Annotated in this window: 20 protein-coding genes; 8 read left to right on the top strand and 12 right to left on the bottom strand. The window is 72.2% G+C overall.

From position 1 onward, the window contains the following. Positions 1-49: 49 nt before the first annotated feature. The gene (locus ACLZOT_RS29070; RefSeq protein ID WP_416972070.1) at positions 50-1,273 is read left to right on the top strand and encodes an IS701 family transposase; all 1,224 of its coding nucleotides are present in this window, start codon (positions 50-52) and stop codon (positions 1,271-1,273) included. A gap of 40 nt (positions 1,274-1,313) precedes the next feature. Here ACLZOT_RS29070 and ACLZOT_RS29065 read toward each other — a convergent pair whose 3' ends face one another. The 8 genes from ACLZOT_RS29065 to ACLZOT_RS29030 all read right to left on the bottom strand — a co-directional run bounded on the left by ACLZOT_RS29065 (position 1,314) and on the right by ACLZOT_RS29030 (position 11,408). Next, positions 1,314-3,245, bottom strand: coding sequence for a helix-turn-helix domain-containing protein (locus tag ACLZOT_RS29065; protein WP_416972069.1), 1,932 nt, complete (start codon positions 3,243-3,245; stop codon positions 1,314-1,316). A 287-nt stretch (positions 3,246-3,532) separates the two neighbouring features. After that, the gene (aroC, locus tag ACLZOT_RS29060) at positions 3,533-4,708 is read right to left on the bottom strand and encodes a chorismate synthase (RefSeq protein ID WP_416972068.1); all 1,176 of its coding nucleotides are present in this window, start codon (positions 4,706-4,708) and stop codon (positions 3,533-3,535) included. 140 nt (positions 4,709-4,848) lie between these two features. Then, a complete protein-coding gene (locus ACLZOT_RS29055) occupies positions 4,849-5,331 on the bottom strand; it encodes a shikimate kinase (protein WP_416972118.1) in 483 nt (160 codons plus the stop codon). Positions 5,332-5,849: 518 nt separating this feature from the next. Then, complete coding sequence (locus ACLZOT_RS29050; protein ID WP_416972067.1) at positions 5,850-7,739, bottom strand: anthranilate synthase family protein; 1,890 nt, start codon at positions 7,737-7,739, stop codon at positions 5,850-5,852. Further along, positions 7,736-8,359: an isochorismatase family protein gene (locus ACLZOT_RS29045; RefSeq protein WP_416972066.1), complete on the bottom strand. Its 624-nt coding sequence runs from the start codon at positions 8,357-8,359 to the stop codon at positions 7,736-7,738. Before ACLZOT_RS29045 ends, ACLZOT_RS29050 begins: the two co-directional genes overlap by 4 nt. A gap of 43 nt (positions 8,360-8,402) precedes the next feature. Next, the gene (locus ACLZOT_RS29040; RefSeq protein WP_416972065.1) at positions 8,403-9,173 is read right to left on the bottom strand and encodes a 2,3-dihydro-2,3-dihydroxybenzoate dehydrogenase; all 771 of its coding nucleotides are present in this window, start codon (positions 9,171-9,173) and stop codon (positions 8,403-8,405) included. Between the two features lie 17 nt (positions 9,174-9,190). Beyond that, complete coding sequence (locus tag ACLZOT_RS29035; RefSeq protein WP_416972064.1) at positions 9,191-10,345, bottom strand: 3-deoxy-7-phosphoheptulonate synthase; 1,155 nt, start codon at positions 10,343-10,345, stop codon at positions 9,191-9,193. 394 nt (positions 10,346-10,739) lie between these two features. Then, positions 10,740-11,408: an AfsR/SARP family transcriptional regulator gene (locus ACLZOT_RS29030; RefSeq protein WP_416972063.1), complete on the bottom strand. Its 669-nt coding sequence runs from the start codon at positions 11,406-11,408 to the stop codon at positions 10,740-10,742. 240 nt (positions 11,409-11,648) lie between these two features. Between ACLZOT_RS29030 and ACLZOT_RS29025 the strand changes: the two genes are divergently transcribed. Further along, complete coding sequence (locus ACLZOT_RS29025; RefSeq protein ID WP_416972062.1) at positions 11,649-12,272, top strand: TetR family transcriptional regulator; 624 nt, start codon at positions 11,649-11,651, stop codon at positions 12,270-12,272. Positions 12,273-12,432: 160 nt separating this feature from the next. Here ACLZOT_RS29025 and ACLZOT_RS29020 read toward each other — a convergent pair whose 3' ends face one another. Further along, positions 12,433-13,065: a ScbR family autoregulator-binding transcription factor gene (locus ACLZOT_RS29020; RefSeq protein ID WP_416972061.1), complete on the bottom strand. Its 633-nt coding sequence runs from the start codon at positions 13,063-13,065 to the stop codon at positions 12,433-12,435. Positions 13,066-13,527: 462 nt separating this feature from the next. Between ACLZOT_RS29020 and ACLZOT_RS29015 the strand changes: the two genes are divergently transcribed. Next, positions 13,528-14,109, top strand: coding sequence for a Uma2 family endonuclease (locus ACLZOT_RS29015; RefSeq protein ID WP_416972060.1), 582 nt, complete (start codon positions 13,528-13,530; stop codon positions 14,107-14,109). A 48-nt stretch (positions 14,110-14,157) separates the two neighbouring features. Here the strand turns inward: ACLZOT_RS29015 and ychF are convergent, their stop codons facing one another. After that, positions 14,158-15,246, bottom strand: a complete 1,089-nt coding sequence (ychF, locus tag ACLZOT_RS29010; RefSeq protein ID WP_416972059.1) for a redox-regulated ATPase YchF — start codon at positions 15,244-15,246, stop codon at positions 14,158-14,160. A gap of 264 nt (positions 15,247-15,510) precedes the next feature. Between ychF and ACLZOT_RS29005 the strand changes: the two genes are divergently transcribed. After that, positions 15,511-16,296, top strand: a complete 786-nt coding sequence (locus tag ACLZOT_RS29005) for a DUF6542 domain-containing protein (RefSeq protein ID WP_416972058.1) — start codon at positions 15,511-15,513, stop codon at positions 16,294-16,296. On the opposite strand, the gene ppgK is transcribed toward ACLZOT_RS29005, so the two are convergent. After that, complete coding sequence (gene ppgK / locus ACLZOT_RS29000) at positions 16,293-17,033, bottom strand: polyphosphate--glucose phosphotransferase (RefSeq protein ID WP_416972057.1); 741 nt, start codon at positions 17,031-17,033, stop codon at positions 16,293-16,295. The genes ACLZOT_RS29005 and ppgK overlap by 4 nt on opposite strands. Positions 17,034-17,101: 68 nt before the next feature. After that, positions 17,102-18,109: a 4-hydroxy-3-methylbut-2-enyl diphosphate reductase gene (locus ACLZOT_RS28995; protein ID WP_416972056.1), complete on the bottom strand. Its 1,008-nt coding sequence runs from the start codon at positions 18,107-18,109 to the stop codon at positions 17,102-17,104. Positions 18,110-18,199: 90 nt separating this feature from the next. Here ACLZOT_RS28995 and ACLZOT_RS28990 point away from each other — a divergent pair, with 90 nt between their 5' ends. The 4 genes from ACLZOT_RS28990 to ACLZOT_RS28975 all read left to right on the top strand — a co-directional run bounded on the left by ACLZOT_RS28990 (position 18,200) and on the right by ACLZOT_RS28975 (position 22,088). After that, positions 18,200-19,573 (top strand): APC family permease, encoded by a 1,374-nt coding sequence (locus ACLZOT_RS28990; RefSeq protein ID WP_416972055.1) that lies wholly within the window; start codon positions 18,200-18,202, stop codon positions 19,571-19,573. Positions 19,574-19,927: 354 nt separating this feature from the next. Then, positions 19,928-21,160: an exodeoxyribonuclease VII large subunit gene (gene xseA, locus ACLZOT_RS28985; protein WP_416972054.1), complete on the top strand. Its 1,233-nt coding sequence runs from the start codon at positions 19,928-19,930 to the stop codon at positions 21,158-21,160. Beyond that, on the top strand, positions 21,157-21,378 hold the full coding sequence (locus tag ACLZOT_RS28980) for an exodeoxyribonuclease VII small subunit (protein ID WP_416972053.1): 222 nt from the start codon (positions 21,157-21,159) through the stop codon (positions 21,376-21,378). Before xseA ends, ACLZOT_RS28980 begins: the two co-directional genes overlap by 4 nt. 119 nt (positions 21,379-21,497) lie before the next feature. Next, a complete protein-coding gene (locus ACLZOT_RS28975) occupies positions 21,498-22,088 on the top strand; it encodes a malonic semialdehyde reductase (protein ID WP_416972052.1) in 591 nt (196 codons plus the stop codon). Positions 22,089-22,151: the final 63 nt, after the last annotated feature.

Here is a 22,151-nt window from a genome sequence, read left to right as displayed (position 1 = left end):
ACAGCGACCGACAGTAGCTGTCCCCCCACACACCGCTGAGGAGACCCTCGTGCCTGTGTCCACCTGCGCCGGGCCCGCACCCGCCGGGTCCGTGACCACACGCCAGCCGTACGCCGGACGGCCCCCCGCCCCGGCCGTAGACGCCGTGGCCGCCGATCTGAGCCGGGTCCTGTTCGCCCCGTTCCGCAGGAGAGACCAGCGGCGCAAGGCCGAGATGTACTTCCAGGGCCTGCTGACCACGAGCGGCCGCAAGTCCGTACGGAACATCGCCGCGCACCTCGGCGACCCGGGCGCCGAACAGGGCCTGCACCACTTCATCTCGTGCTCCACCTGGGACTGGCGCCCGATGCGGGCCGCGCTCGCCGCGTACACCGAACGCCTCGCGCCCGCGCAGGCGTTGGTCGTACGGTCGATGCACATCCCGAAGGCCGGCGAGCACTCCGTGGGCGTGGACCGGCTGTTCGCGCCGCAGCTGGGCCAACTGTTCTGCGGGCAGCAGGCGATCGGCGTCTGGTACGCGTCCGAACGCTTCAGCGCGCCCGTCCACTGGCGGCTCCTCCTCACCGACCCCTGGGTCAGCGACCGGCGCCGCCGCGACCGCGCCGAGGTCCCCGAGAAGGCGTCCGCCGAGAGCCTCGAACAGTGCACGGCGGAAGCGGTGCTGGAGGTCGTCCAGCACGGCGGGGGCGTCGCGCGCAGGCCGGTCGTCCTCGACGTCCAGGGCGGTACGACGGCGGCGACGCTGACGCGGCTCACCGACGCGGGCGTCCCGGTGCTGGCCCGGGTCACGGCGGCGACGCGGCTCGCCGTCGCCGACCGGGCGCTGCCCGGCTTCCGGGCCGGGCTGCTGTGCGCGTCGCAGATCCTGGAGGCCACGAAGGGGCTGCGCAGGCCGGTCAGCTGGCCCGATCCGGCCCGCCCCGGGGCGGTGCGCTCGGCGCTGGCCTCCGTGGTCCGGGTGACCGTCCCCGACGCGCAGGGGCGGCGTCACCCCATGCTGCTGCTCGGCGAGTGGTCCGACCCCCACCAGCCGCCGTCCGCGGCCTGGTTGACCAACCTGAGCCAGTCGCCGGTGGGGCGCCTGGTCCGGCTGACCCGGCTGCCCGCGCGCGTGGAGGCGGACTTCACGGAGATCGGCGAACCGTGCGGGCTGCGTGACTTCATGGGCCGGTCCTTTCCCGGCTGGCACCGGCACGTCACCCTCGCGTCCGCCGCGCACACGGCGCTGGCGCTGGCCAGAACGGACCACGCGCTGACGATGCCGCACCTGTGACGCCTGGACCGAGCCCCCGCCGACAGGGCCCGGTTCCTGGTCAACGCCGTAGGACATCCCGAACTCTGTGCAGTCTCAACGCCAGTTGGATCTCAAGAAGGGGCCCGGGGTTCTGCCAGTCCGGGCCCAGGAGTGCCGTGATGCGTTCCAGGCGGCGCGAGACCGTGTTGGGGTGGACGTGGAGTGCCCCCGCCGCGCCCGTGGGGCTGGACTTCGCCGCGAAGTACGCCTCCAGGGTGACCGCGAACTCCGTGAAGTGGTCCTCGTCGTGGCGCAGGATGGGGCCGATCGTGGAGTCGACGAAGCCGCGGACGTCCCGGTCGTCGGAGAGCAGCACCCCGAGGAAGCCGAGGTCCTGGGGCGCGGCGGTGGCGCCGGGCGCGTCGAGGGCGGTGACCGCGTCCAGGCACCGCACCGCCTCCTGGAAGACGCGCCGCACCTCCAGGACGCCCCGCCCCGGCCCCGCCGCCCCGCAGGACACCGGCCGGCCGAGCAGCGGCGACAGTTCCCCGGCGACGGCCCGCGCGGCGCCGGACGCGTCGGTGCCGGGCAGCAGGAGGACCATGCAGCCGCCGTGCTCGGTCTTGAGGCCGGTCATGCGGTGGACGTAGGAGAGGGACCAGACGGTGGCCCGCCCGTGGTCACCGCCCTCGGGCCGCATGACCACGACGACGTACGGCTCGTCGAGGTCGACGCCGATCTGCCGGGCGCGCTGGGCGATCCGGCGGGGCGCGCGGGGCGGCGCGGAGACGAGTTCGTCGAGGAGTTCGTCGCGCAGGGGGCTCTCGGTGATGCCCGCGCTGCCCTGGATGAGGAGCTGGACGGCGCAGACCTGCGCGGCGAGCTGGAGGAGCCGCTCGTCGGCGCCGACGAGCGGTGTCTCGGGGTCGAGGACGAGGCACCCGAGGTTCTCGGCCCCCGCGATGACGGGCGCGACCCAGATGCCGTCGGGCGTGCTGACGGTGGTCCGGCGGGCGTGGGCGTCGAGGACGGCCTCGGCGACAGCGACCCGGGCACCGGTGCCGCGCCGTGCCCCGCCGCCCTGGCCCCCCTCCTCGCCCACGCTGCTCGCGAGCAACTTCCCGGCGGGGTCGAAGAGTTGGGCGCACCCGTCCAGCGCGGCGCCCGTCGCGGAGACGATCGTCGCGAGGTTCGCGCCCACCAGGGGCAGGCTCATGATCCGGCCGTACGCGTCGGTGAGTTCCTGGAGGCGGACGAGCCCGGCGCGGACCCGGAAGTTGTCCTGTTCGAGTTCGGTGGACTGGTGCCGGGCGCGTTGCAGGAGGCGCGCGTTGTCGACAGCGAGCGCGGCGAGGTCCGCGAACTGGATCATCGCGCCGATCTCGTCGGGCGTGAAGTGCCGTACGGCGCGCTGGGCGCCGTAGAGGACGCCGACGGCCGAGTCCCCGACCCTTAAGGGCACGGCGAGCAGGGCGCGCAGACCCTCCGCCTGGGTGGCCTCGTCGAGCCCCTTGGACGTGGCGAACGTGTGGTCGAGGATGCAGTCGGCAGTCCACGCGGGCGACCCGGTGCGCAGGACGCGCCCCCCGACACTGCCCTCGGAGACCAGGTCGACGTTGGTGCTCAGGTCGGTGACCGAGCCCTCGGCGGCGTGGCCGCGGATCCCGCCGTCGCGGTCGACGAGGACGACGAAGGCGACGTCGAGACTCAGCAGCCTGCGGGCCCGCCGGGCGACGGTGCGCAGGAGCGCGTCCACGTCCGGCGTGTCCATCAGGTCGCGGGCCGTGTCGACGAGCGCGGTGAGGTCGTCCTCCCACTGCCGTCGTCTGCCGGGCCGCTCGGGCAGTGCGCGGGCGAGCTGTACGGCCCGGCTCAGGCGCCCGAGTTCGGCGTCGGGCAGGCCCTCACGGCGGGCCCGGACGAGCAGCGAGTCGAAGCGGCTCGGCGGGCTGTCCTCCGCGAGGAGTTCCAGCACGGCGAGTATGTGACTGTCCGAGTTCGGCGACTCCATCACCCAACCCATCCCCCGTAGTTCGAAACCGATCTTCCCGGAAGGTAAAGGTCTGCCCGACCATCGGTCAACGCTCTGCGACACTTCGGCAGCGGAGGGTCAGCCCGGCGCCCCGAGTGGCCGACATGACAGCGTACTTGATGAAGATTCAGCCCCTCGGAAAACGGATTCAGCTCTGCGGAAAACCCCGGGGTGGGGGCGGTTAGGGCGCTTCTGATGGATATCCGCGGGAGAAGGAGCGGCACACCGAGAGCACGCACCGAACGCCGCGACGCCGCGGAGATCCATCAGAAGCGCCCTAGGGCTTCCAGATATGCCCGGACGTTCCGCCGGGTCTCCAGTACGCTGTCGCCGCCGAACTTCTCGCTCACCGCGTCCGCGAGGACCAGGGCGACCATCGCCTCGGCGACGATGCCGGCGGCCGGGACCGCGCAGACGTCCGAGCGCTGGTGGTGGGCCGTGGCCGGTTCGCCGGTCGCCAGGTCGACGGTCCGCAGGGCGCGCGGGACCGTCGCGATCGGCTTCATCGCGGCCCGTACGCGCAGGAGTTCACCGGTCGACAGGCCGCCCTCGGTGCCGCCCGCACGGCCGCTCACGCGGCGCAGGGACGGCAGGATCTCGTCGTGGGCCCGCGAGCCGGGGACCCGGGCGAGGCCGAAGCCGTCGCCGACCTCGACGCCCTTGATGGCCTGGATGCCCATGAGCGCTGCGGCCAGGCGGGCGTCGAGGCGGCGGTCCCAGTGCACGTGCGAGCCCAGCCCCACCGGCACGCCGTACGCCAGCACCTCGACCACCCCGCCCAGCGTGTCACCGTCCTTGTGCGCCCGGTCGATCTCCGCGACCATCGCCTTCGACGCGTCGGCGTCCAGGCAGCGCACGGGGTCGGCGTCGAGTCTCCGTACGTCGGACGGTGTCGGCAGGACTCCGTACGGCGCCTGCGCGCCCGCCAGTTCGACGACGTGGCTGACGATCTGCACGCCGGCCGTCTCGCCGAGATACGCCCGCGCGACCGCGCCCAGCGCGACGCGGGCCGCCGTCTCACGGGCCGAGGCGCGCTCCAGGATCGGGCGGGCCTCGGCGAAGCCGTACTTCTGCATGCCGGCGAGATCGGCGTGGCCCGGGCGCGGGCGGGTCAACGGGGCGTTGCGCCGCACGCCGTCCAGCTCCGCCGGGTCCACCGGATCGGCGGCCATCACCTTCTCCCACTTCGGCCACTCGGTGTTGCCCACCATCACCGCGACCGGCGAACCCAGCGTCAGCCCGTGCCGGACGCCACCGAGGAACGTCACCTCGTCCCGCTCGAACGCCATCCGGGCACCCCGGCCGTACCCGAGCCGCCGCCGCGCCAGATGCCCGGCGACCTCGGCGGTGGTGACGGGGACACCGGCGGGGAGCCCTTCCAGGGTGGCGACGAGGGCGGGCCCATGCGATTCACCTGCGGTGAGCCAGCGGAGTCGGGTCATGGGGGCTCCTTGGGGAGGTAGGGGGGTATGAGGGCCGGGTGGGTTCGGGCGGCTGTTCGGTCAACTCGCCACGTTTCCTCGTGAGTCGGCCGCGCGTCGACGCCTTGTGGCGGTGCCGGGCGCCGACTTGGACGCGTCGGTCACACCGGCTTCGACTCCAGCGCGTTGAGGGCCGCTTCGGTCACCTCTTCGGGAGTACGCCGGTCGGTCGTGACGATCGCCGTGGCGACCTCCTCGTACAGATGGCGGCGGGACGCCGTCAACTCCCGCCACCGGTCGAGGGGGTCGGCCGAGAGCAGGGGGCGGCCGGCGGCGAGGTCGAGACGGCGGGCCGCCTCCGCGGCGCCCATCGTCAGGTACAGCACCCGGCGTCCGAGGAGCAGCGCACGCGTGCCGGGGTCGAGGACGGAGCCGCCGCCGAGGGAGAGGACCCCGCCATGGCCGGCGAGCGCCCGGACGACCGCCCGCTTCTCGGCCGCGCGGAAAGCGGGTTCACCGTCCGCCGCGAAGATCTCGGCGATCGCCCGCCCCTCGGCGGTGACGACATCGTCGTCCGTATCCCGGAACCCGACCCCGAGCCGCCCGGCGAGAAGCCGACCGACGGTGGACTTGCCGACCCCCATGGGACCGACGAGCACCACGAGGGGCCCGACGGAGGACGACTCGAACTCGGCGTCACCGAAGGCCAGGGCGTCACCCCCGGCCCCGTCGCCGGACCACGCCGGAGACCCGACTCCACGGGGAAGCCGCGACCTTGACTCACCCCCGGCCGCACCACCGAACCGTGCCACGGCCCCAGCCCCACCGGTGGACCACGACAAAGACCCGGCCCCACCGGGAAACCGCGACCTTGACTCACCCCCGGCCACACCACCGAACCGTGCCACAGCCCCAGCCCCACCGGTGGACCACGACAAAGACCCGGCCCCACCTGGCAGCCGCAGCCTCGGCTCAGCCCCGGCCACATCGACCGACCCCGCACCGCCCCCGGCCGCACCACCGATCCACGCCACGGACCCGGCCCCGCCGGCAGACCGCCTCACGGGCCCACCCCCGCCGAGCAGCCGCGCCCCGGCCCCGCTGGTGCACCAAGTCGCCGTCCCAGCCCCGCCGTTCCCCCGGGCCGCCCCTCCCCTGTACCTCACGACGCCAGTGCCGGTAGGCCCGCTGCCAGTGTGTCCAGGAGGCCCGCTGTGATGCGGGGGCCGTCCACGGTCAGGAGGGACTCCGCGTGGAACTGCATCGACGCGAACCGGGCCGATCGCAGGGCGTGGACCTCGCCGGTCGCGGGGTCGCGGCTGACCTCGACCTCCGTGCCGTCGGGGAGGGTGAGGCGGTCCTGGTCGGCGCGGGCGGAGAAGGTGTTGTAGAAGCCGACGCGTTCGGGAGTGCCGAAGAGGTCGATCTGTCTCTGGACGCCTTGGTTGGGGGTGTCGCGCCGGACCACGTCCAGTCCGAGCCGCCGGGACAGGACCTGGTGGCTCAGGCACACCGCGAGGAAGGGTCTGCGCTCCCGCAGCAGGCAGCTGACGGCCGCGTCGAGGTGGGCGATCTTCACGTGCCCGGTGTCCTGGGGATCGCCGGGCCCTGGCCCCATGACGACGAGGTCGAACTCGCCGAAGACGTACGGCTCGTCGAACCGACGGACCGTCACATCGAGGTCGAGGGCCTTGAGTTGCTTCTCGATCATCGAGGTGAACGTGTCCTCCGCGTCGACGACGAGCACCCGCTGTCCGGCGAGCCGGGGCCGGGACCCGACCCGCGCGGCCCGGTCGGCGAGCCAGAAGTCGGCGACAGCCAGGTTGCGTTGCTCCAGCGCCGCCCGCACCTCGGGATGGGAGGTGAACCGCGTCGGCCCGCCCGCTTCGAGCGCCGCGACCAGCCCGGCCGCCTTGGCCCGGGTCTCGGCGACTTCGGCGAGGGGGTCGGAGTGCCGTACGAGCGTGGCCCCGACGCCGATGCGGACGCGCCCGCCGGCGTCGATGTCGGCCGTACGGATGAGGATCGCGGAGTCGAGGGTCCGCCCGCCCTGTTCGTCGCGGCCGATCAGCGCGGCGATCCCGCTGTAGTACCCGCGCCCGCGCGGCTCGTGGCGGGCGATGACCCGGCACGCACTCTCCAGGGGGCTGCCGGTGACGGTCGGCGCGAAGAGGGTCTCGCGCAGGATCTCGCGGGGGTCGCGGTCGCAGCGGCCCTCGATGAAGTACTCGGTGTGCGCGAGGCGGGCCATCTCCTTGAGGTAGGGGCCGACGACCCGCCCGCCGTCGGCGCAGATCCGGGCCATCATCTTGAGTTCCTCGTCGACGACCATGTACAGCTCGTCGGCCTCCTTGCGGTCGGCGAGGAAGTCGAGGACGCCGGGGAGGGTGGGCCCGGACTCGGGGTAGCGGTACGTGCCGCTGATCGGGTTCATGACGGCGGTGCCGTCGTGCAGGCTGACGTGCCGTTCGGGGGTCGCGCCGACGAACGTACGCTCCCCGGTGTGCACGACGAACGTCCAGTACGCGCCGGTCTCCCGCTCGACGAGCCGCCGGAAGAACGTCAGCGCCGAGTGGACGCCGTACCCGGTGATGTCGGCCGTGAACGACCGTTTGATCACGAAGTTGGCGCCCTCGCCGGTGCCGATCTCGTCCGCGACGACGCGCCGCACGATCTCGGCGTACTCCTCGTCCCCGACGTCGAAGTGACCCCCCGTCAGCTCGATCCCGGCGTCGGGGATCCGGGCCAGCGCCTCGGTGAGCGGCACGGTCTCCTGCGCGGTGACGGTCATCGCGATCAGGGGCGCCCCGTCGTCGTGGCTCTCGAACCCCCGCTCGGCGACCTGCCGGTAGGGGATGAGGACGAGCACCTCGGCGCCGGGCCCGCGGTCGTCGTGCTCTCCTGAGAGGGGTATCTCCCCGAGCGTGGAGGGGAGTTGGATGTCCCCGAGCAGTACGTCCAGCGAGCGCGGCCCGGCCGTCTCGGGCCGGAACAGCACCGCGAACGGTCCGGCGTTCCCCTCAAGCACCTTCTGCAGGGCGTCCGTTGTCATCCGAGGACCTCCTTCGTCGGCAGGACGACGGCGCAGCAGCGGGCCGCGTACTCCAGGGCCATCCGGTGGTCGTCCTCCCCGAAGTCCGCGACGGCGTCGGCGACGAGGAACGTCTCGATGTCGTGCGTGTACGACTCCACGCAGGTGGCCAGCACACCGACGTGCGCGTAGATCCCGCAGACGACGAGCTGATCGCGCCCGGCGTCGCGCATCCGCTGGAGCAGGTCGGTGTTGAAGAACGCGCTGTAGCGCCACTTGGTGAGCAGCCAGTCCCCGTCCCGGGGCGCGACGGGCTCGACGACCTCCCGGTCGGCGGGGTCGACCTTCATCCCCGGCCCCCAGAAGTCCTTGAGCAGACCGCGCTGTTGGGGAGTCATGCCGCCGGGCTGCGCGGTGTAGGCGACGGGGACGCCGGCCCCCCGGGCCCAGGCGGTCAACTCGGCGGCGTTGGCGACGAGTTCCGTACGCAGCACCTCGGGGATGGGCCGCAGGAAGTAGCGCTGGAAGTCGTGGAGCAGCAGCACGGCACGCGCGGGATCGACGCTCCACCCGGGCACGCGGGGCGGCAGGGAGTCGGCGGCGGGCATGGGATAAGGGTTGATGGAGGGCAGGCCGGGCATGGATTTCCTCTCGAACTCGCTGACAAAAAGGGCCGGTTGATCCTCAAGCCCCCAACGTCGCTCCCCCGTCGACCGTCAGATCGTGCAGCGTGATGTGCGACGCCTGGTCCGACAGCAGGAAGCACACCGCCGCCGCCACGTCCTCGGGCCGCGCGATCTTCCCCAGCGGGATCCCCAGCTTGAACGCCGAGGGCGAGCCGTCGATCGTGGCCTGCCGCCCGCTCTCGTCGGCCCACATGGAGCTCAGCATCGGCGTGTCCGTGGACCCGGGCGCGACGACGTTGCACCGGATCCCGTACCGGGCCACCTCCACGCCCAGCGACTTCGTGAACTGCGCGGCGGCGGCCTTGGACGCGGCGTACGCGGCCATCTCGCTGCGCGGCGTGCGCGCGGCGTTGGAGGCGACGGTGACGATGGCGCCACCGCGCCGGGGGATCATCCGGTCGACGACGGCCCGGGTCATGTGGAACACGCCGGTCGTGTTGACGGCGAACGTGTCGGCCCAGTCCTGCGTACGGAAGCCCCGGACCGGGCCGAGCCGCAGGATGCCGGCCGCGTTGACGAGGAAGTCGATGGAGCCGAGCCGCTGTTCGGTCTCGTCGACGACGCGTCGTACCGCGTCCTCGTCGGTGATGTCGGCGGGCAGCGGCGTGATGTCGAGGCCGTCGGCGGAGAGTTTGGTGGTGACCTCCGTCAGCTCCCGGGCGTCCCGGTCGACTGCGGCGACGCGCGCCCCGGCGGAGGCGAGCGCGTGGATGATCGCCGTACCGATGCCGCCCGCCGCGCCCGTCACGAGCGCGGTCCTGTTCGCCATGCCGTCCATGGAGCTCCTCACTTCGCAGGGTGCCAGGCGGAGGCGACCGCCACCGCTTGGCCGGGGTTGAGGCGGGGATCGCAGTGGGAGGTGTAACGCCCGGTCGGGCAGCCGGAGTTGGTGACGCACTCGACGACGTCGTCCGGCGTGGTCTCCAGGTGCAGCCCGCCCGCGACGCCCCCGGCGGAGCGCACCGCCTCCTGGAAGGCGGTGATCTCCCGCGCGACGGTCTCGGTGTGCCGCGTCTTGACGCCGCCCTCGGTGGTGACGGTGTTGCCGTGCATGGGGTCGGTGAGCCAGCTCACCGGATGCCCGGCGGCGCGTACGGCGGCGACCAGCGGGGGCAGCGCCTGCGCGACCGTGCCGGCGCCCATGCGGGCGATCAGCGTGAGCCGTCCGGGTTCGCGCTCGGGGTCCAACTTCTCGCACAGGGCGAGGAGTTCGGCGCTGGTCATCTTGGGTCCGACCTTGCAGCCGACGGGGTTGACGACCTCGGCGAGCAGCGCGACGTGCGCGCCGTCGACCTGCCGGGTGCGTTCGCCGATCCACGGCATGTGGGTGGAGGCGAGCAGCAGCCGGCCCTCGCGGTCGCGGCGCAGCATCGGGATCTCGTAGTCGAGGAGGAGCGCCTCGTGGCTGGTCCACACGGGCGGCTCCACGCCCGCGCGCCGCCCGAGGTGCTCCATGATCTCGGCGGCGGCCATGTAGCCGGTGAGCAGCCGCAGCGGGTCGGGCCGCCGGCTGTCCTTGTCGGGCTCCGGCGAGTTGACCATGTGGCCCCGGAACACGGGGAGTTCGACGCCGTCCACGGTCTCGGTGGCCTGCGAGCGGGGCTTGGCGAACTGTCCGGCGATGCGCCCGATGCGGACGACGGGACGGTGCGCGGCCAGCTTGACGGTGCCCGCGAGGAGGTCGAGGACGGCGGTCTTGCGGGCGACGTGCGCGGCCGTGCACTCGTCGGGGTCCTCGGCGCAGTCGCCGGCCTGGACGACGAGGGCGTTCCCGGCGGCGACCTCGGCGAGGGCGGCGCGCAGGGCCCGTACGTCCGCGCAGGTGACCAGTGCGGGACGGCGGACCAACTCGTCGCGCACGCGCTCCACTTGCTCCAGGTCCTCCCACTCCGGCTGCTGCCGCGCGGGTTTCAGCCGGATGTCGAGCAGGGTGTTGTCCACTGGGGTCTCCGTAGAGCTGAGGGGTCACGGCCTGCGGTGCGGGGCGAGCCGTGGTGCGCTCGGAGGAAACCGGCGGCGCGGGGCGCGGCGCGGGGTGCGGATGACGGCTCGCCAGGATTCTTGGGCGGCGGGCGATCTACGGCCAACGGCGCCCGGGGCAGTCCGTCAGGTGCGAAGGAGTCCATCAGGTCGGGGACCTGACATTGTCCCCGGGGGTTTCTTGCCGGGGTGCGGGGCGTCCGTAGAGTGAGGCGCGGCCGTGGCGCGGCGGGGTGGAACACCTGTGGCGTCGGCGGCTCTCCGGGCGGCGGCTCGGCCGAAATCCGTGGCGGCCCACCGCTGCCCGGCCTATTCGTATGCCATTTTACTTATCCGGATACGCCGGTCTTTTTCCTTATCGCGCCCAGATCGCTGTCGGGGCGGGGTGTTCGCGGCGGAGTTGCCAGTACGCGGTGAGGGCCGTCTGGGAGGTGTTGCCGGGGTGCAGTTTCTCCAGGAGGCGTTCGTAGAGCGGTTCGCGCAGCCTCAACCGGGCGATGACGGCGACGAGTTCGGTGACGAGCCGACGGTCGTGGCCCGCGCGCAGCTCCGCCTCGATCCACTGGTCGACGGCGCGGCGGCGGGAGCGCTCCAGGTCGTCGATCCGCAACTTGAGCCGGGGGCCCGCCTCCACGCCGGAGAACGCCTCGCCGGACCACAGGGCGAGGGCCTGGCGCAGCCTGCGCGCCGCGCTCTCCGCGTCGCCCGCCTCCATCGCGCGGTAGCCGGCGCCCGCGTACCGCTCGAAGTCCCAGGTGTCGAGGGTGCCCGCGCCGGTCTCCAGGCGGTATCCGCCCGGGAGTTCGGAGAGCAGGTCCTCGCCGCGCCGGCCGCCGCGCAGCGCCTCGGCGAACCGCTCGCGCAGTTCCCGGACGGCCGTCTGGACGACCAGCCTGCCGGTGCCGGGCGGCTCTTGGGGGGCGACCTCCTCGGCGAGCACGGCGGTGGGCACGAGTTGGCCGGGGTAGGCGGCGAGGAGGGCCAGGGTCTGGCGGGTCAGCCGGGCGGCCGGCAGGACGGGCATACCGTCCACTTTGACCGAGAAGGTTCCGAGCACCTTGATGTCCACGCTGCCCCCAAGCGATTCGCCACAAGTGTCGGCCGGATTCTAGATCTCGACCTCGCGAAATAATAATGGCTTTTTTGTTTCCGGGACAGCTCCTCCCGACCTGACACCTCGTCGGAAACAGCCGCCCAAAGTGGCCGGGATTTTGTTTCACTGGCTGTTCGTCCTGTTGGTGGTGTGTGTTCAGGGAGGGGCTCCATGAGACAGGAGAGGGCCACTCGGACGCGGCGGACTCTGCTGGACGCCGCGGCCGGGGTCTTCGACCGGGACGGCTACGAGGGTGCCTCCCTCACCCGGGTCGCGCAGGCCGCCGACACCTCGCTCGGCGCGCTCACCTTCCACTTCGCTTCCAAGGAGCACCTCGCCCGCGAGGTCGGCGAGCAGGGGTGCGCGACGACGCGGGCCGCCCTCACGGACCTGCCCGCGCACCCGGTGTCGTCCCTGGACTGGCTGGCGCCCTACACCCTCGCGCTCACCGGCCTCCTGGACCGGGACCCCGCGGTGCGGGCCGCCGCCCGGCTCACCCGCGAGCTCCTGTGGACGGCACCGAACTGGTACGCGGCCTGGCAGCCGGCGCTGCGCGAGCGCCTCGCGGACGTCTCCCCCGCCGAACTCCCGCCGGGCGCCGACCCGTCGACCCTCACGGCGCTCGCCGCCCACCTGGTCGCCGGCGCCGAGACCTGGGCCCGGCATCAGGCGTACCATCCCGACGCCCGGGAGCAAGGGTGTCTGAGTTCCACGGAGGACGTGGCGCGGATACTGCGGCTGGTGCTGGACAGCGGGCCGGCGGGGGCGCATCCCACGGGGGTGCGGCGGGGGTGAACTCCCTGGGGTGGCAGGGCTGTTGATGACGCGGTCGAACTCCCATGCACCGCACGGGAGTTGACTAACTCCCTTATGCCCCATGGCTGTTGGCGAACTCAACCCCACCCCAGGGCCGTTGACGAACCCCCGTGTGCCCCAAGCCCGTTGAGAGCTCAGGTCACCCCACCCCGTCCGCGCGCCCGGCGCCGCACTCGATGCGTGCGGCGGTCGCCGGGGTCGCGACTCCCGGCAGCAGGCAGCGCCAGATGGCCGCCACCCGGTCCGGCAGGTCCTGGTAGTCGCTCTCGATACGGGAGTGGATCTGCGCGCCGGTACAGGCGTTGACCAGGACGCGGGCCAGGTCCTCCACGTCGACGCCGGGCAGCAGTTCGCGGCGGGCGCGGGCCGCGCGCAGGTGCTGGCCGAGGACGTCCGCCCACTGGCGGTGCGAGTTCTGCTCCGGGACGACGAAGTTCTCCTGGTCGATCACGAGCCGCGCGCCGGCCTGGAGCACCGGGTCGGACAGCATCCGGCAGGCCCACATCAGCGTGAGGTCGACGGCGTACTGCAAGCCCTCCGAGGGCTGGGCCGGCGTCATGGACAAGGGCTGCGACACGACGATCTCGCGCGCGAGGTGCTCCTTGTTGCGGAAGTGGAAGTACACCGCCCCGAGCGTCAGCCCGGCCCGCTCGGCGATCTCCTTCACCGTCGCCCGCTCGAACCCCACCTGCCCGAACATCTCCGCGGCGGCCCGCAGCAACGCCGCCCGCGTCGCCTCCGCCCGCCGCTGCTTCAGCGTCCGGCTCGTCATCCCACCCTCCACGGGCTCACCCAGAGTTCCGACGGCCTCTCCCCCCCGGCCCGAAAAGAACGTGCTTCTCCTATCTCCACCCGAAGTGATCGTATCCCCGAAGCCCGGACCCCAACATCGGCTTGCGCGACCCGAGTTACCCGCCCACCGGCCCGAGCCGCACCTGCTCCTCGACGAGCCCGCGCGCGCCCGGCGTCCGAGACGTCCACCGCGCCGGGGACCGCCTCCGCCACGGCGCTGCGCCGGGCGCAGGCGTCGGACAGGCGGGCCTTGCGCTCCAGCAGTTCCACGAGGCGTTCGCCCACTCCCCCGGCGGCCGGCAGCCGGTGCACCCCGGCCACCGCCTGGTGTCCGAGGGCCGGGGTGATCCGGGGTTCGCACAGCACGACGACGCCCACGACGAGCTGCCCGGCCTCCACCAACCTCGTCCCACACCAGCCCCCCTGTCGCTATGGTCCAGCCATGACCACACTGCCCGACTGGATGCGTCCACCGCGCGCAGAAGGCTGGTTCGCGGACGACCTGGATGGCCTTCCCCAGGCACCGCGCCACACAGAACTGATCGACGGCGCATTCGTGTTCAGGTTCCCACCCCAGCTCCGGTGGCACAGCGAGGTGGTCGGCGGCCTCAAGTCCGCCCTCACAGCGCAAGTCCCTGCCGGTCTCAGAACCAGCCGGGACATGCCCATCCGCCTCGACAACCACAACAGACCCGAGCCGGACCTCCTGGTGACGGAGACCGCCTACGACAGCGACCGCACCTGGTTCACACCAGAGGAAGTACGACTCGCCGTCGAGGTGGTCTCCCCCGAATCCGCCCACCGGGACCGCACCGTAAAGCTCCACAAATACGCGAAGGCCGGCATCCCGCACTACTGGTGCGTCGAGGACGAGGACGGCGCCCCCGTCATCCACGTGTACGAACTCGACAAACCGACCGGCGCCTACGCCCCCGCCGGCATCTTCCGCAACACCCTGAAACGCCCCGTCCCCTTCGACATCACCCTGGACCTCGACAGCCTCACCCCGCCGCGCGCCGGGTAGGAAAAGGGGCCGGGCTCCGGAGAGCTCGGCCCCTTCTTCGTGCGTGGGTCAGACGTTGAACCGGAACTCCACCACATCCCCGTCCTGCATGACGTACTCCTTGCCCTCCATCCGGGCCTTCCCCTTCGCGCGGGCCTCTGCGACCGAGCCCGTCTCCACCAGGTCGGAGAAGGAGATGACCTCCGCCTTGATGAAGCCCTTCTGGAAGTCGGTGTGGATGACGCCGGCGGCCTCGGGGGCGGTGGCGCCGCGCTTGATGGTCCAGGCGCGGGATTCCTTGGGACCGGCGGTGAGGTAGGTCTGCAGGCCGAGGGTGTTGAAGCCGACGCGGGCGAGGGTGGCGAGGCCGGGTTCCTCGGCGCCCACCGACTCCAGCAACTCCAGCGCGTCGGCCTCGTCCAGCTCCGCCAGATCCGCTTCGAGCTTCGCGTTGAGGAAGATCGCCTCGGCGGGGGCGACGAGGGCGCGCTGCTCGTCCTTGAAGGAGTCGTCCGTGAGCTCGTCCTCGTCGACGTTGAAGACGTACAGGAAGGGCTTGGTCGTCAGGAGGTGCAGGTCGTGGAGGAGTTCGGCGCGCTCCGTGCCCTGGAGGATGCCCTCGGAGAACAGCGTGTCGCCACGCTCCAGGATCTCCTTCGCCGCCTCGACGGCCGCGACCTTCGGCGCGATGTCCTTCTTGATCCGGGACTCCTTCTGGAGCCGCGGGAGGACCTTCTCGATGGTCTGGAGGTCGGCGAGGATCAGCTCGGTGTTGATGGTCTCGATGTCGTCCTTGGGCGAGACCTTGCCGTCGACGTGGACGACGTTCTCGTCCTTGAAGGCGCGGATGACCTGGCAGATCGCGTCGGACTCACGGATGTTCGCGAGGAACTTGTTCCCGAGCCCCTCCCCCTCGGACGCGCCGCGCACGATGCCCGCGATGTCGACGAAGTCGACGGTCGCCGGAAGGATCTTCTGGGAGCCGAAGATCTCCGCGAGCTTGTCGAGGCGGGGGTCCGGCACGCCCACGACGCCGACGTTCGGCTCGATCGTGGCGAACGGGTAGTTGGCCGCCAGCACGTCGTTCTTGGTCAGGGCGTTGAACAGGGTCGACTTGCCGACATTCGGCAGACCGACGATTCCGATCGTGAGCGACACGTTGCGACTTCCCGTGAGTGGAGGGCCAGGAGCCGGGGCGGAGGGGACCCGGCCGGTCCGTGTGAGGAGCCCCGCCGTGGCCCGGAAACCCGGCCGATCCCCCAGTCTAAGCCGTACGCGTCCCCGCCCCGCCGTCCCTCTCGAACGCATGCGCAGGCCCGCCCCCACGGCGTGTCCCGCACCGGATTCTCCACATAAACCGACCTAACGTGGACGAGTGCACCGACCCCCGTGGGTGACGGAGACCGTGTGGAGGCGCCCGGCATGGCAGGCAACGGCAGGTCCCGGCCGAACGGCACCGGCGCGGACGAGTTCACCGAGGCGACGGTCGACGCGCTGAACCTCCTGCGCCCCCGCGGCGACGTCCCCCGCCCCACGAAGAGCGAACGGCCACCGGACGGGAAGGGCACCACCGGGACGGTACGCGGCGCCGGGGACGACGGCTCGACGCCGGCCCGCGCCAGGAGGAACGGCGCCTCTTCCCCCGTACGCCCCGGCAGAAACGGCCCCTCCAGCCCCGTACCCGGCGCTCCCCCGCGCAAGGCACCCGGCCAGGGCCGCAGCACCCCCCGCGCCGGTACGCCGCCTCAGGCGCCCGCGCCCCGCCGCAGCCGCCCCCCGCGCCCCCGCCGGACCGACACGCCGCGCGCCGCCCCCGCCTCCCGCTACCCCTCCCCCCGCCTCACCGGCCTCGGCAGCGGCCTCTTCAGCGCCGCCCTGATGACCGCCCTCGGCCTCCTCGTCGACCTCCTGGTCGGCGACTCCACGACCGTGTACGCGGTGCTCTACCTGCCGGTCTGCCTGCTGACGGCCCTCTGGACCCGCCGCGGCGACCTGGTCTCCGCCCCGGTCGTGCTCCCGATCGCCTTCGCGGTCGGCATCGTGTTCGTCACGGACGACGGGGACGGCGTCGGCGCCACCCTGATGGGCCTGGTGACGGCACTGGCGACACAGGCGGCCTGGCTGTACGGGGGGACGCTGGCGGCGCTGGTGGTGGTCGCCGTACGCCGCTACTGGCCCCGGCCCCCGGCGTCCCCGGGACGGCGCTAACCCGCCGCGTGCATGGCCGCGCCCACGATCCCCGCGTTGTTCTGCAGCTGCGCCGGCACGATCTCCGCCTTGATGCCCTGGACGAAGGGCAGGAACTTCTGCGCCTTACGGCTGACCCCGCCGCCGATGACGAACAGCTCGGGCGAGAAGAGCATCTCGACGTGGGCGAGGTACTTGGTCACCCGGTGCGCCCAGTGCTCCCAGGTCAGCTCGCCGTCCTCGCGGGCCTTGCTGGAGGCGCGGGTCTCCGCGTCGTGGCCGTGCAGTTCGAGGTGGCCGAGCTCCGTGTTGGGCACGAGCACGCCGTCGACGAAGAGGGCGCTGCCGATGCCCGTGCCGAAGGTGAGCAGGATGACCGTCCCCTTGCGGCCCTGCCCGGCGCCGAAGTTCATCTCGGCGACCCCGGCCGCGTCCGCGTCGTTGACGACCGTCACCGGCAGCCCGCCGAGGCGCTCGGAGAACAGCGCCCGCGCGTCGAGGTCTATCCAGCTCTTGTCGACGTTGGCCGCCGTACGGATCGTGGAGCCGCCGGTCACCACGCCCGGGAACGTGAGCCCCACGGGCCCCGTCCAGCCGAAGTGGTCGACGACCTCCTTCACGCCGTCGGCCACCGCCTCGGGCGTCGCCGGGTGCGGGGTGAGCACTTTGCAGCGCTCCTCCGCCAGGTCGCCCCTGTCGAGGTCCACGGGAGCACCCTTGATCCCGGAACCGCCGATGTCCACACCGAAGATCTGCATGGCTCCACGTTACGACGGCCCACTGACAGTCACCCGCCCGAGGGCCCTCTCAGGCCGTCCAGGCGGCCTCAGGCGGCTTCCGGACCGCTTCCGCCGCGCTCCGCGACCAGCGCCGCCGCCTCGTCCCGCAGATCGCGGCGCAGCTCCTTCGGCAGCGAGAACGTGATCGACTCCTCGGCGGCCTTGACCAGCTCCACATCGCCGTACCCGCGCGCGGAGAGGAACTCCAGGACCTCTTCGACGAGGACCTCGGGCACGGACGCGCCGGAGGTGACCCCGACCGTCGTCACGTCCTTCAGCCACGCCTCGTCGATCTCGCTGGCGAAGTCCACGAGGTACGCCTCGCGCGCGCCCGCGAGCTTGGCGACCTCGACGAGGCGCACGGAGTTGGAGGAGTTGCGGGAACCGACGACGATCACCAGCTCCGCTTCGGCGCCCATCTGCTTGACCGCGAGCTGGCGGTTCTGCGTGGCGTAGCAGATGTCGTCGCTGGGCGGGGAAATGAGCTGCGGGAACTTCGCCTTGAGGGCGTCGACGGTCTCCATCGTCTCGTCGACGGACAGCGTCGTCTGCGAGAGCCAGACGATCTTCGACTCGTCACGGACGGTGATCTTCTCGACGTCCTTGGGGCCGTCGACGAGCTGGATGTGGTCCGGGGCCTCGCCGGAGGTCCCGATGACCTCCTCGTGCCCCTCGTGGCCGATCAGCAGGATGTCGTAGTCGTCGTTGGCGAACCGGACGGCCTCTTTGTGGACCTTCGTGACGAGCGGGCAGGTCGCGTCGATCGTGGCGAGGCGCCCGCGCGCGGCCTCCTCGTGGACGACGGGGGCGACGCCGTGCGCCGAGAACATGACGATGTTCCCGGGCGGCACCTCCTCCGTGCGCTCGACGAAGATCGCGCCCTTCTTCTCCAGGGTCTGCACGACGTACTTGTTGTGGACGATCTCGTGCCGGACGTAGATCGGGGCCCCGTACTGCTCAAGGGCCTTCTCGACGGCGATCACGGCGCGGTCCACACCCGCGCAGTAGCCCCGGGGGGCGGCGAGCAGGACACGGCGGCGCGGCGAAGCGGTCATGCCTCCCATCGTAAGGGTGCGTCCGAGGGGTCGAAGATCCGCGCGTCGGGGAGACTGACGGCACGCTGCGCGCGGGAGCGGAGGTTCTTCATGGCCGACCCCCTCAAGGACGTCGACAAGGACGTCGACAAGGACGTCGATACGGCATCGTTGCGACGTACTCTCGGCTTCCGGGACCTGGTCGTCTACGGGCTGCTGTTCATCGCCCCCATGGCGCCGGTCGGTGTGTACGGCACGCTCGACGCGAAGTCGCACGGCGCCGTCGCCCTCGTGTACGTCGTCGCGACCGTCGCCATGGCGTTCACCGCGTTCAGCTACGCGCAGATGGTGCGCGTCGTCCCGCAGGCCGGGTCCGTCTTCGCGTACGCGCGCGTGGGGCTCGGCAACGGTCCCGGGTTCGTCGCCGGGTGGATGGCCGCGCTGGACTACGTCCTCATCCCCGCCGTCGCCTACCTGTTCTCCGGCATCGCCATGAACTCCCTGGTCCCCGACGTGTCCCGGTGGGTGTGGACCGCCCTCGCCGTCGTCCTGACGACCCTGCTGAACCTCTGGGGCGTACGCGCGGCCGCGCGCGTGGGGTTCCTCGTGCTCGCCATGGAGATCGTCGTCCTGCTCGTGTTCGTCGTGGCGGCGGTCGTCGTCCTCGCGCGGGACGGTGCCGAGCGGGGGTGGCTGTCGCCGTTCACCGGGGACGGTACGCAGGGGGGCTTCGCCCTGTCCGCCGTCCTCGGGGCCGTCTCCGTCGCCGTCCTGTCCTACCTCGGGTTCGACGCGGTCGCCTCCTTCGCGGAGGAGGTCACCAGCGGGTCCGCGCGCGTGGCCCGCGCCCTGCTCTTCTGCCTCGCCCTCGCGGGCGTCCTGTTCATCGCCCAGACCTACCTGATCGCCCTCCTGGAGCCCCTCTCCTCCGCCCAGCTGTCCGCGGAGCCCTCCCGGCAGGGTTCGGCCTTCTACGACGCCGTCGAGGCGTCCGTCGGCACCTGGCTGCACGACCTCGTCGCCGTCAGCAAGGCGATCGGCGCGGCGTTCGCTGCGCTGGCGGGGCAGGCGGCTGCCGGGCGCCTCCTGTTCGCCATGTCGCGCGCGGGCCGCCTGCCGCGTGCCCTGTCCCGGACCTCCGCCGGTGTCCCCCGCGCCGCGCTTCTGTGTTCGGCCCTCATCACCCTCGTCGCCGCGGTCTGGGCCGCCCGGCGCGACGACGGCATGGACCACCTGGTCTCGGTCGTCGACATCGGCGCGCTCACGGCCTTCACGCTGCTGCACGCGAGCGTGATCGGCTGGTTCGCGGTCCGCCGCGCGGGCGGGCCGGTGGTCTGGTGGCGCCACGTCGCGGTTCCCCTGCTGGGCGCGGCGATCACGGTCGCGGTGATCGTGGAGGCGTCGGGGACGGCGTTGGTGGTGGGGGCGGTGTGGCTGGCGGTGGGTTTGGGGGTGCTGGTGGTTCAACGGGGGCGCGCGAGCTGAAGGGGGCCGAGGGTAAGCGGGCGGGTGCGGGTCCGTCGTGGCTGGTCGCGCAGTTCCCCGCGCCCCTGAGGTGGGTGGGGGTGACTGTGCTTCGTCGAGTACAGGCGGCAGGCGGCGGTGCTCGTCGCAGCGGCTCCTTGGCAACCGGGGCGAGCATGCCGCCCTAAGGGGCGCGGGGAACTGCGCGAACAACCACGACGCACCCGCAGCCGAACCGCCCGCACCGGCGTCGGCTGCTTGTCGGCCGGCGTGAGCGGTCGTCGCCAGGGGCGCGGGGAACTGCGCGAACGGCCACAACGCACCCGCAGCCGAACGGGCCACCCGTTGTCAGTCCCGGCCGATACTCTCGGGCACATGGCTGTCAACACGTCCGCGGAAGCTCCCCTGCCCGTCGGGGAGGTGTCGCGGCTCATCGGGAGTTGGATCGATCGGCTGGGGGCGGTGTGGGTCGAGGGGCAGATCACGCAGCTTTCGAGGAGGCCCGGCGCCGGGGTCGTCTTTTTGACGCTCAGGGACGCTTCCCATGACATCTCCGTCGGGGTGACCTGTTTCCGGCAGGTCTTCGACGCCGTCGCCGATGTCGTGGGCGAGGGCGCGAGGGTCGTCGTGCTGGCGAAGCCGGAGTGGTACGCGCCCCGGGGGCAGTTGTCGCTGAGGGCCGCCGAGATCAGGCCCGTCGGCGTGGGGGAACTGCTCGTGCGGCTGGAGCAGTTGAAGAAGACGCTGGCGAGTGAGGGCCTGTTCGCGCCGGAGCGCAAGAAGCGGCTGCCGTTCCTGCCGCAGCTGATCGGGCTGGTGTGCGGGAGGGCGTCGGCGGCGGAGCGGGACGTGCTGGAGAACGCCCGGCACAGATGGCCCGCCGTGAGGTTCGAGGTGCGGAACGTCGCCGTACAGGGCGTGCACGCGGTCACGCAGGTCGTCCAGGCGGTCAAGGAGCTGGACGCGATGGACGAGGTGGACGTCATCGTCGTCGCGAGGGGCGGCGGCAGCGTCGAGGACCTGTTGCCGTTCTCGGACGAGCAGCTCGTGCGGACGGTCGCGGCGTGCCGTACGCCGGTCGTCTCGGCGATCGGGCACGAGCCGGACAACCCGCTGCTGGACCACGTCGCGGACCTGCGCGCGTCGACGCCGACGGACGCGGCGAAGAAGGTCGTCCCGGACGTCGGGGAGGAGCTGGAGCGCGTACGGATGCTGCGCGGCAGGGCCCGGCGTTGTGTGGAGGGGTTCGTGGACCGGGAGGAGCGGGGGTTGGCGCACGCGCTCGCGCGCCCGGCGATACAGGATCCGCACCGGATGGTGGACGAGCGGGAGGACCACGTGGCGTCGCTCCTGGAGCGCTCGCGCAGGACGCTGGGCCATGTCCTGGACCGCGCGGACTCGGAGCTGTCGCACACGCACGCGCGCGTGGTGGCCCTCTCCCCGGCGGCGACGCTGAAGCGGGGGTACGCGGTCCTCCAGCGCCCGGACGGCCACGTGGTCCGCGCGCCGGACGAGGTGGCGGCGGACGACACACTGCGCGCGCGGGTCGCCGAGGGCGAGTTCACGGTACGGGTGGCACAGGAAGAGCAGCGGGGAGCACAGGCATGAGCGGGACGACGGAAGAGACCCTCGGCTACGAGCAGGCGCGGGACGAGCTGATCGACGTGGTGCGCAGGCTGGAGGCGGGCGGTACGACGCTGGAGGAGTCCCTCGCCCTGTGGGAGCGCGGCGAGGAGCTGGCGAAGGTGTGCCGGCGCTGGCTGGAGGGCGCGCGGGCGCGGCTGGACGCGGCGTTGGCGGAGGAGGGCGAGGAGGAGGCCGAGTAAACGGGGTACGCGCACCCTGGACCAAAGGTTGGTTGAACATTGAACTTCCGTGGCGTACCGTCGTACCCGTAACCGGTCCGGCGTCCCGGATCCGGACGTGCACCTAAGGAAAGCCACGCATGTCTCTCGTTCTCGACCCCACCGCCCAGGACCTGCTGTTCCGTGAGGCCCACACCGCGAACGCCTTCACGGCCGAGCCGGTGACCGACGAGCAGGTCCAGGCGATCTACGACCTGGTCAAGTTCGGCCCCACGGCGTTCAACCAGACGCCGCTGCGCATCACCCTGGTCCGCTCCGCGGAGGCCCGCGAGCGCCTGGTGAAGCACATGGCCGAGGGCAACCAGGCCAAGACGCAGGACGCCCCGCTGGTCGCGATCCTCTCCGCGGACAACGAGTTCCACGAGGAGCTGCCGACCCTGTTCCCGGCGTTCCCGCAGGCCAAGGACGTCTTCTTCGCCGAGCGCCCGGCCCGTGAGGGCTCCGCGAAGGTGAACGCCGCCCTCCAGGCCGCGTACTTCATCATCGGCGTGCGCGCGGCGGGCCTCGCGGCCGGCCCGATGACCGGCGTGGACTTCGAGGGCGTCCGCAAGGAGTTCCTGGACGACGACCACACTCCGCTGATGGTGGTCAACATCGGTCACGCCGCCGAGGGCGCCTCGTACCCGCGCTCGCCGCGCCTGGCGTACGAGGACGTCGTCACGACGGTCTGATCAGCGCCGTAGCCGTACGGAAACCCCCCGGGGAGCCGGTCTCCGGGGGGTTTCTCCGTACGT

This window comes from Streptomyces sp. 4F14 (assembly GCF_048159485.1).
Classification (GTDB): Bacteria; Actinomycetota; Actinomycetes; order Streptomycetales; family Streptomycetaceae; genus Streptomyces.
This window is presented reverse-complemented; position numbering and strand designations above follow the sequence as displayed.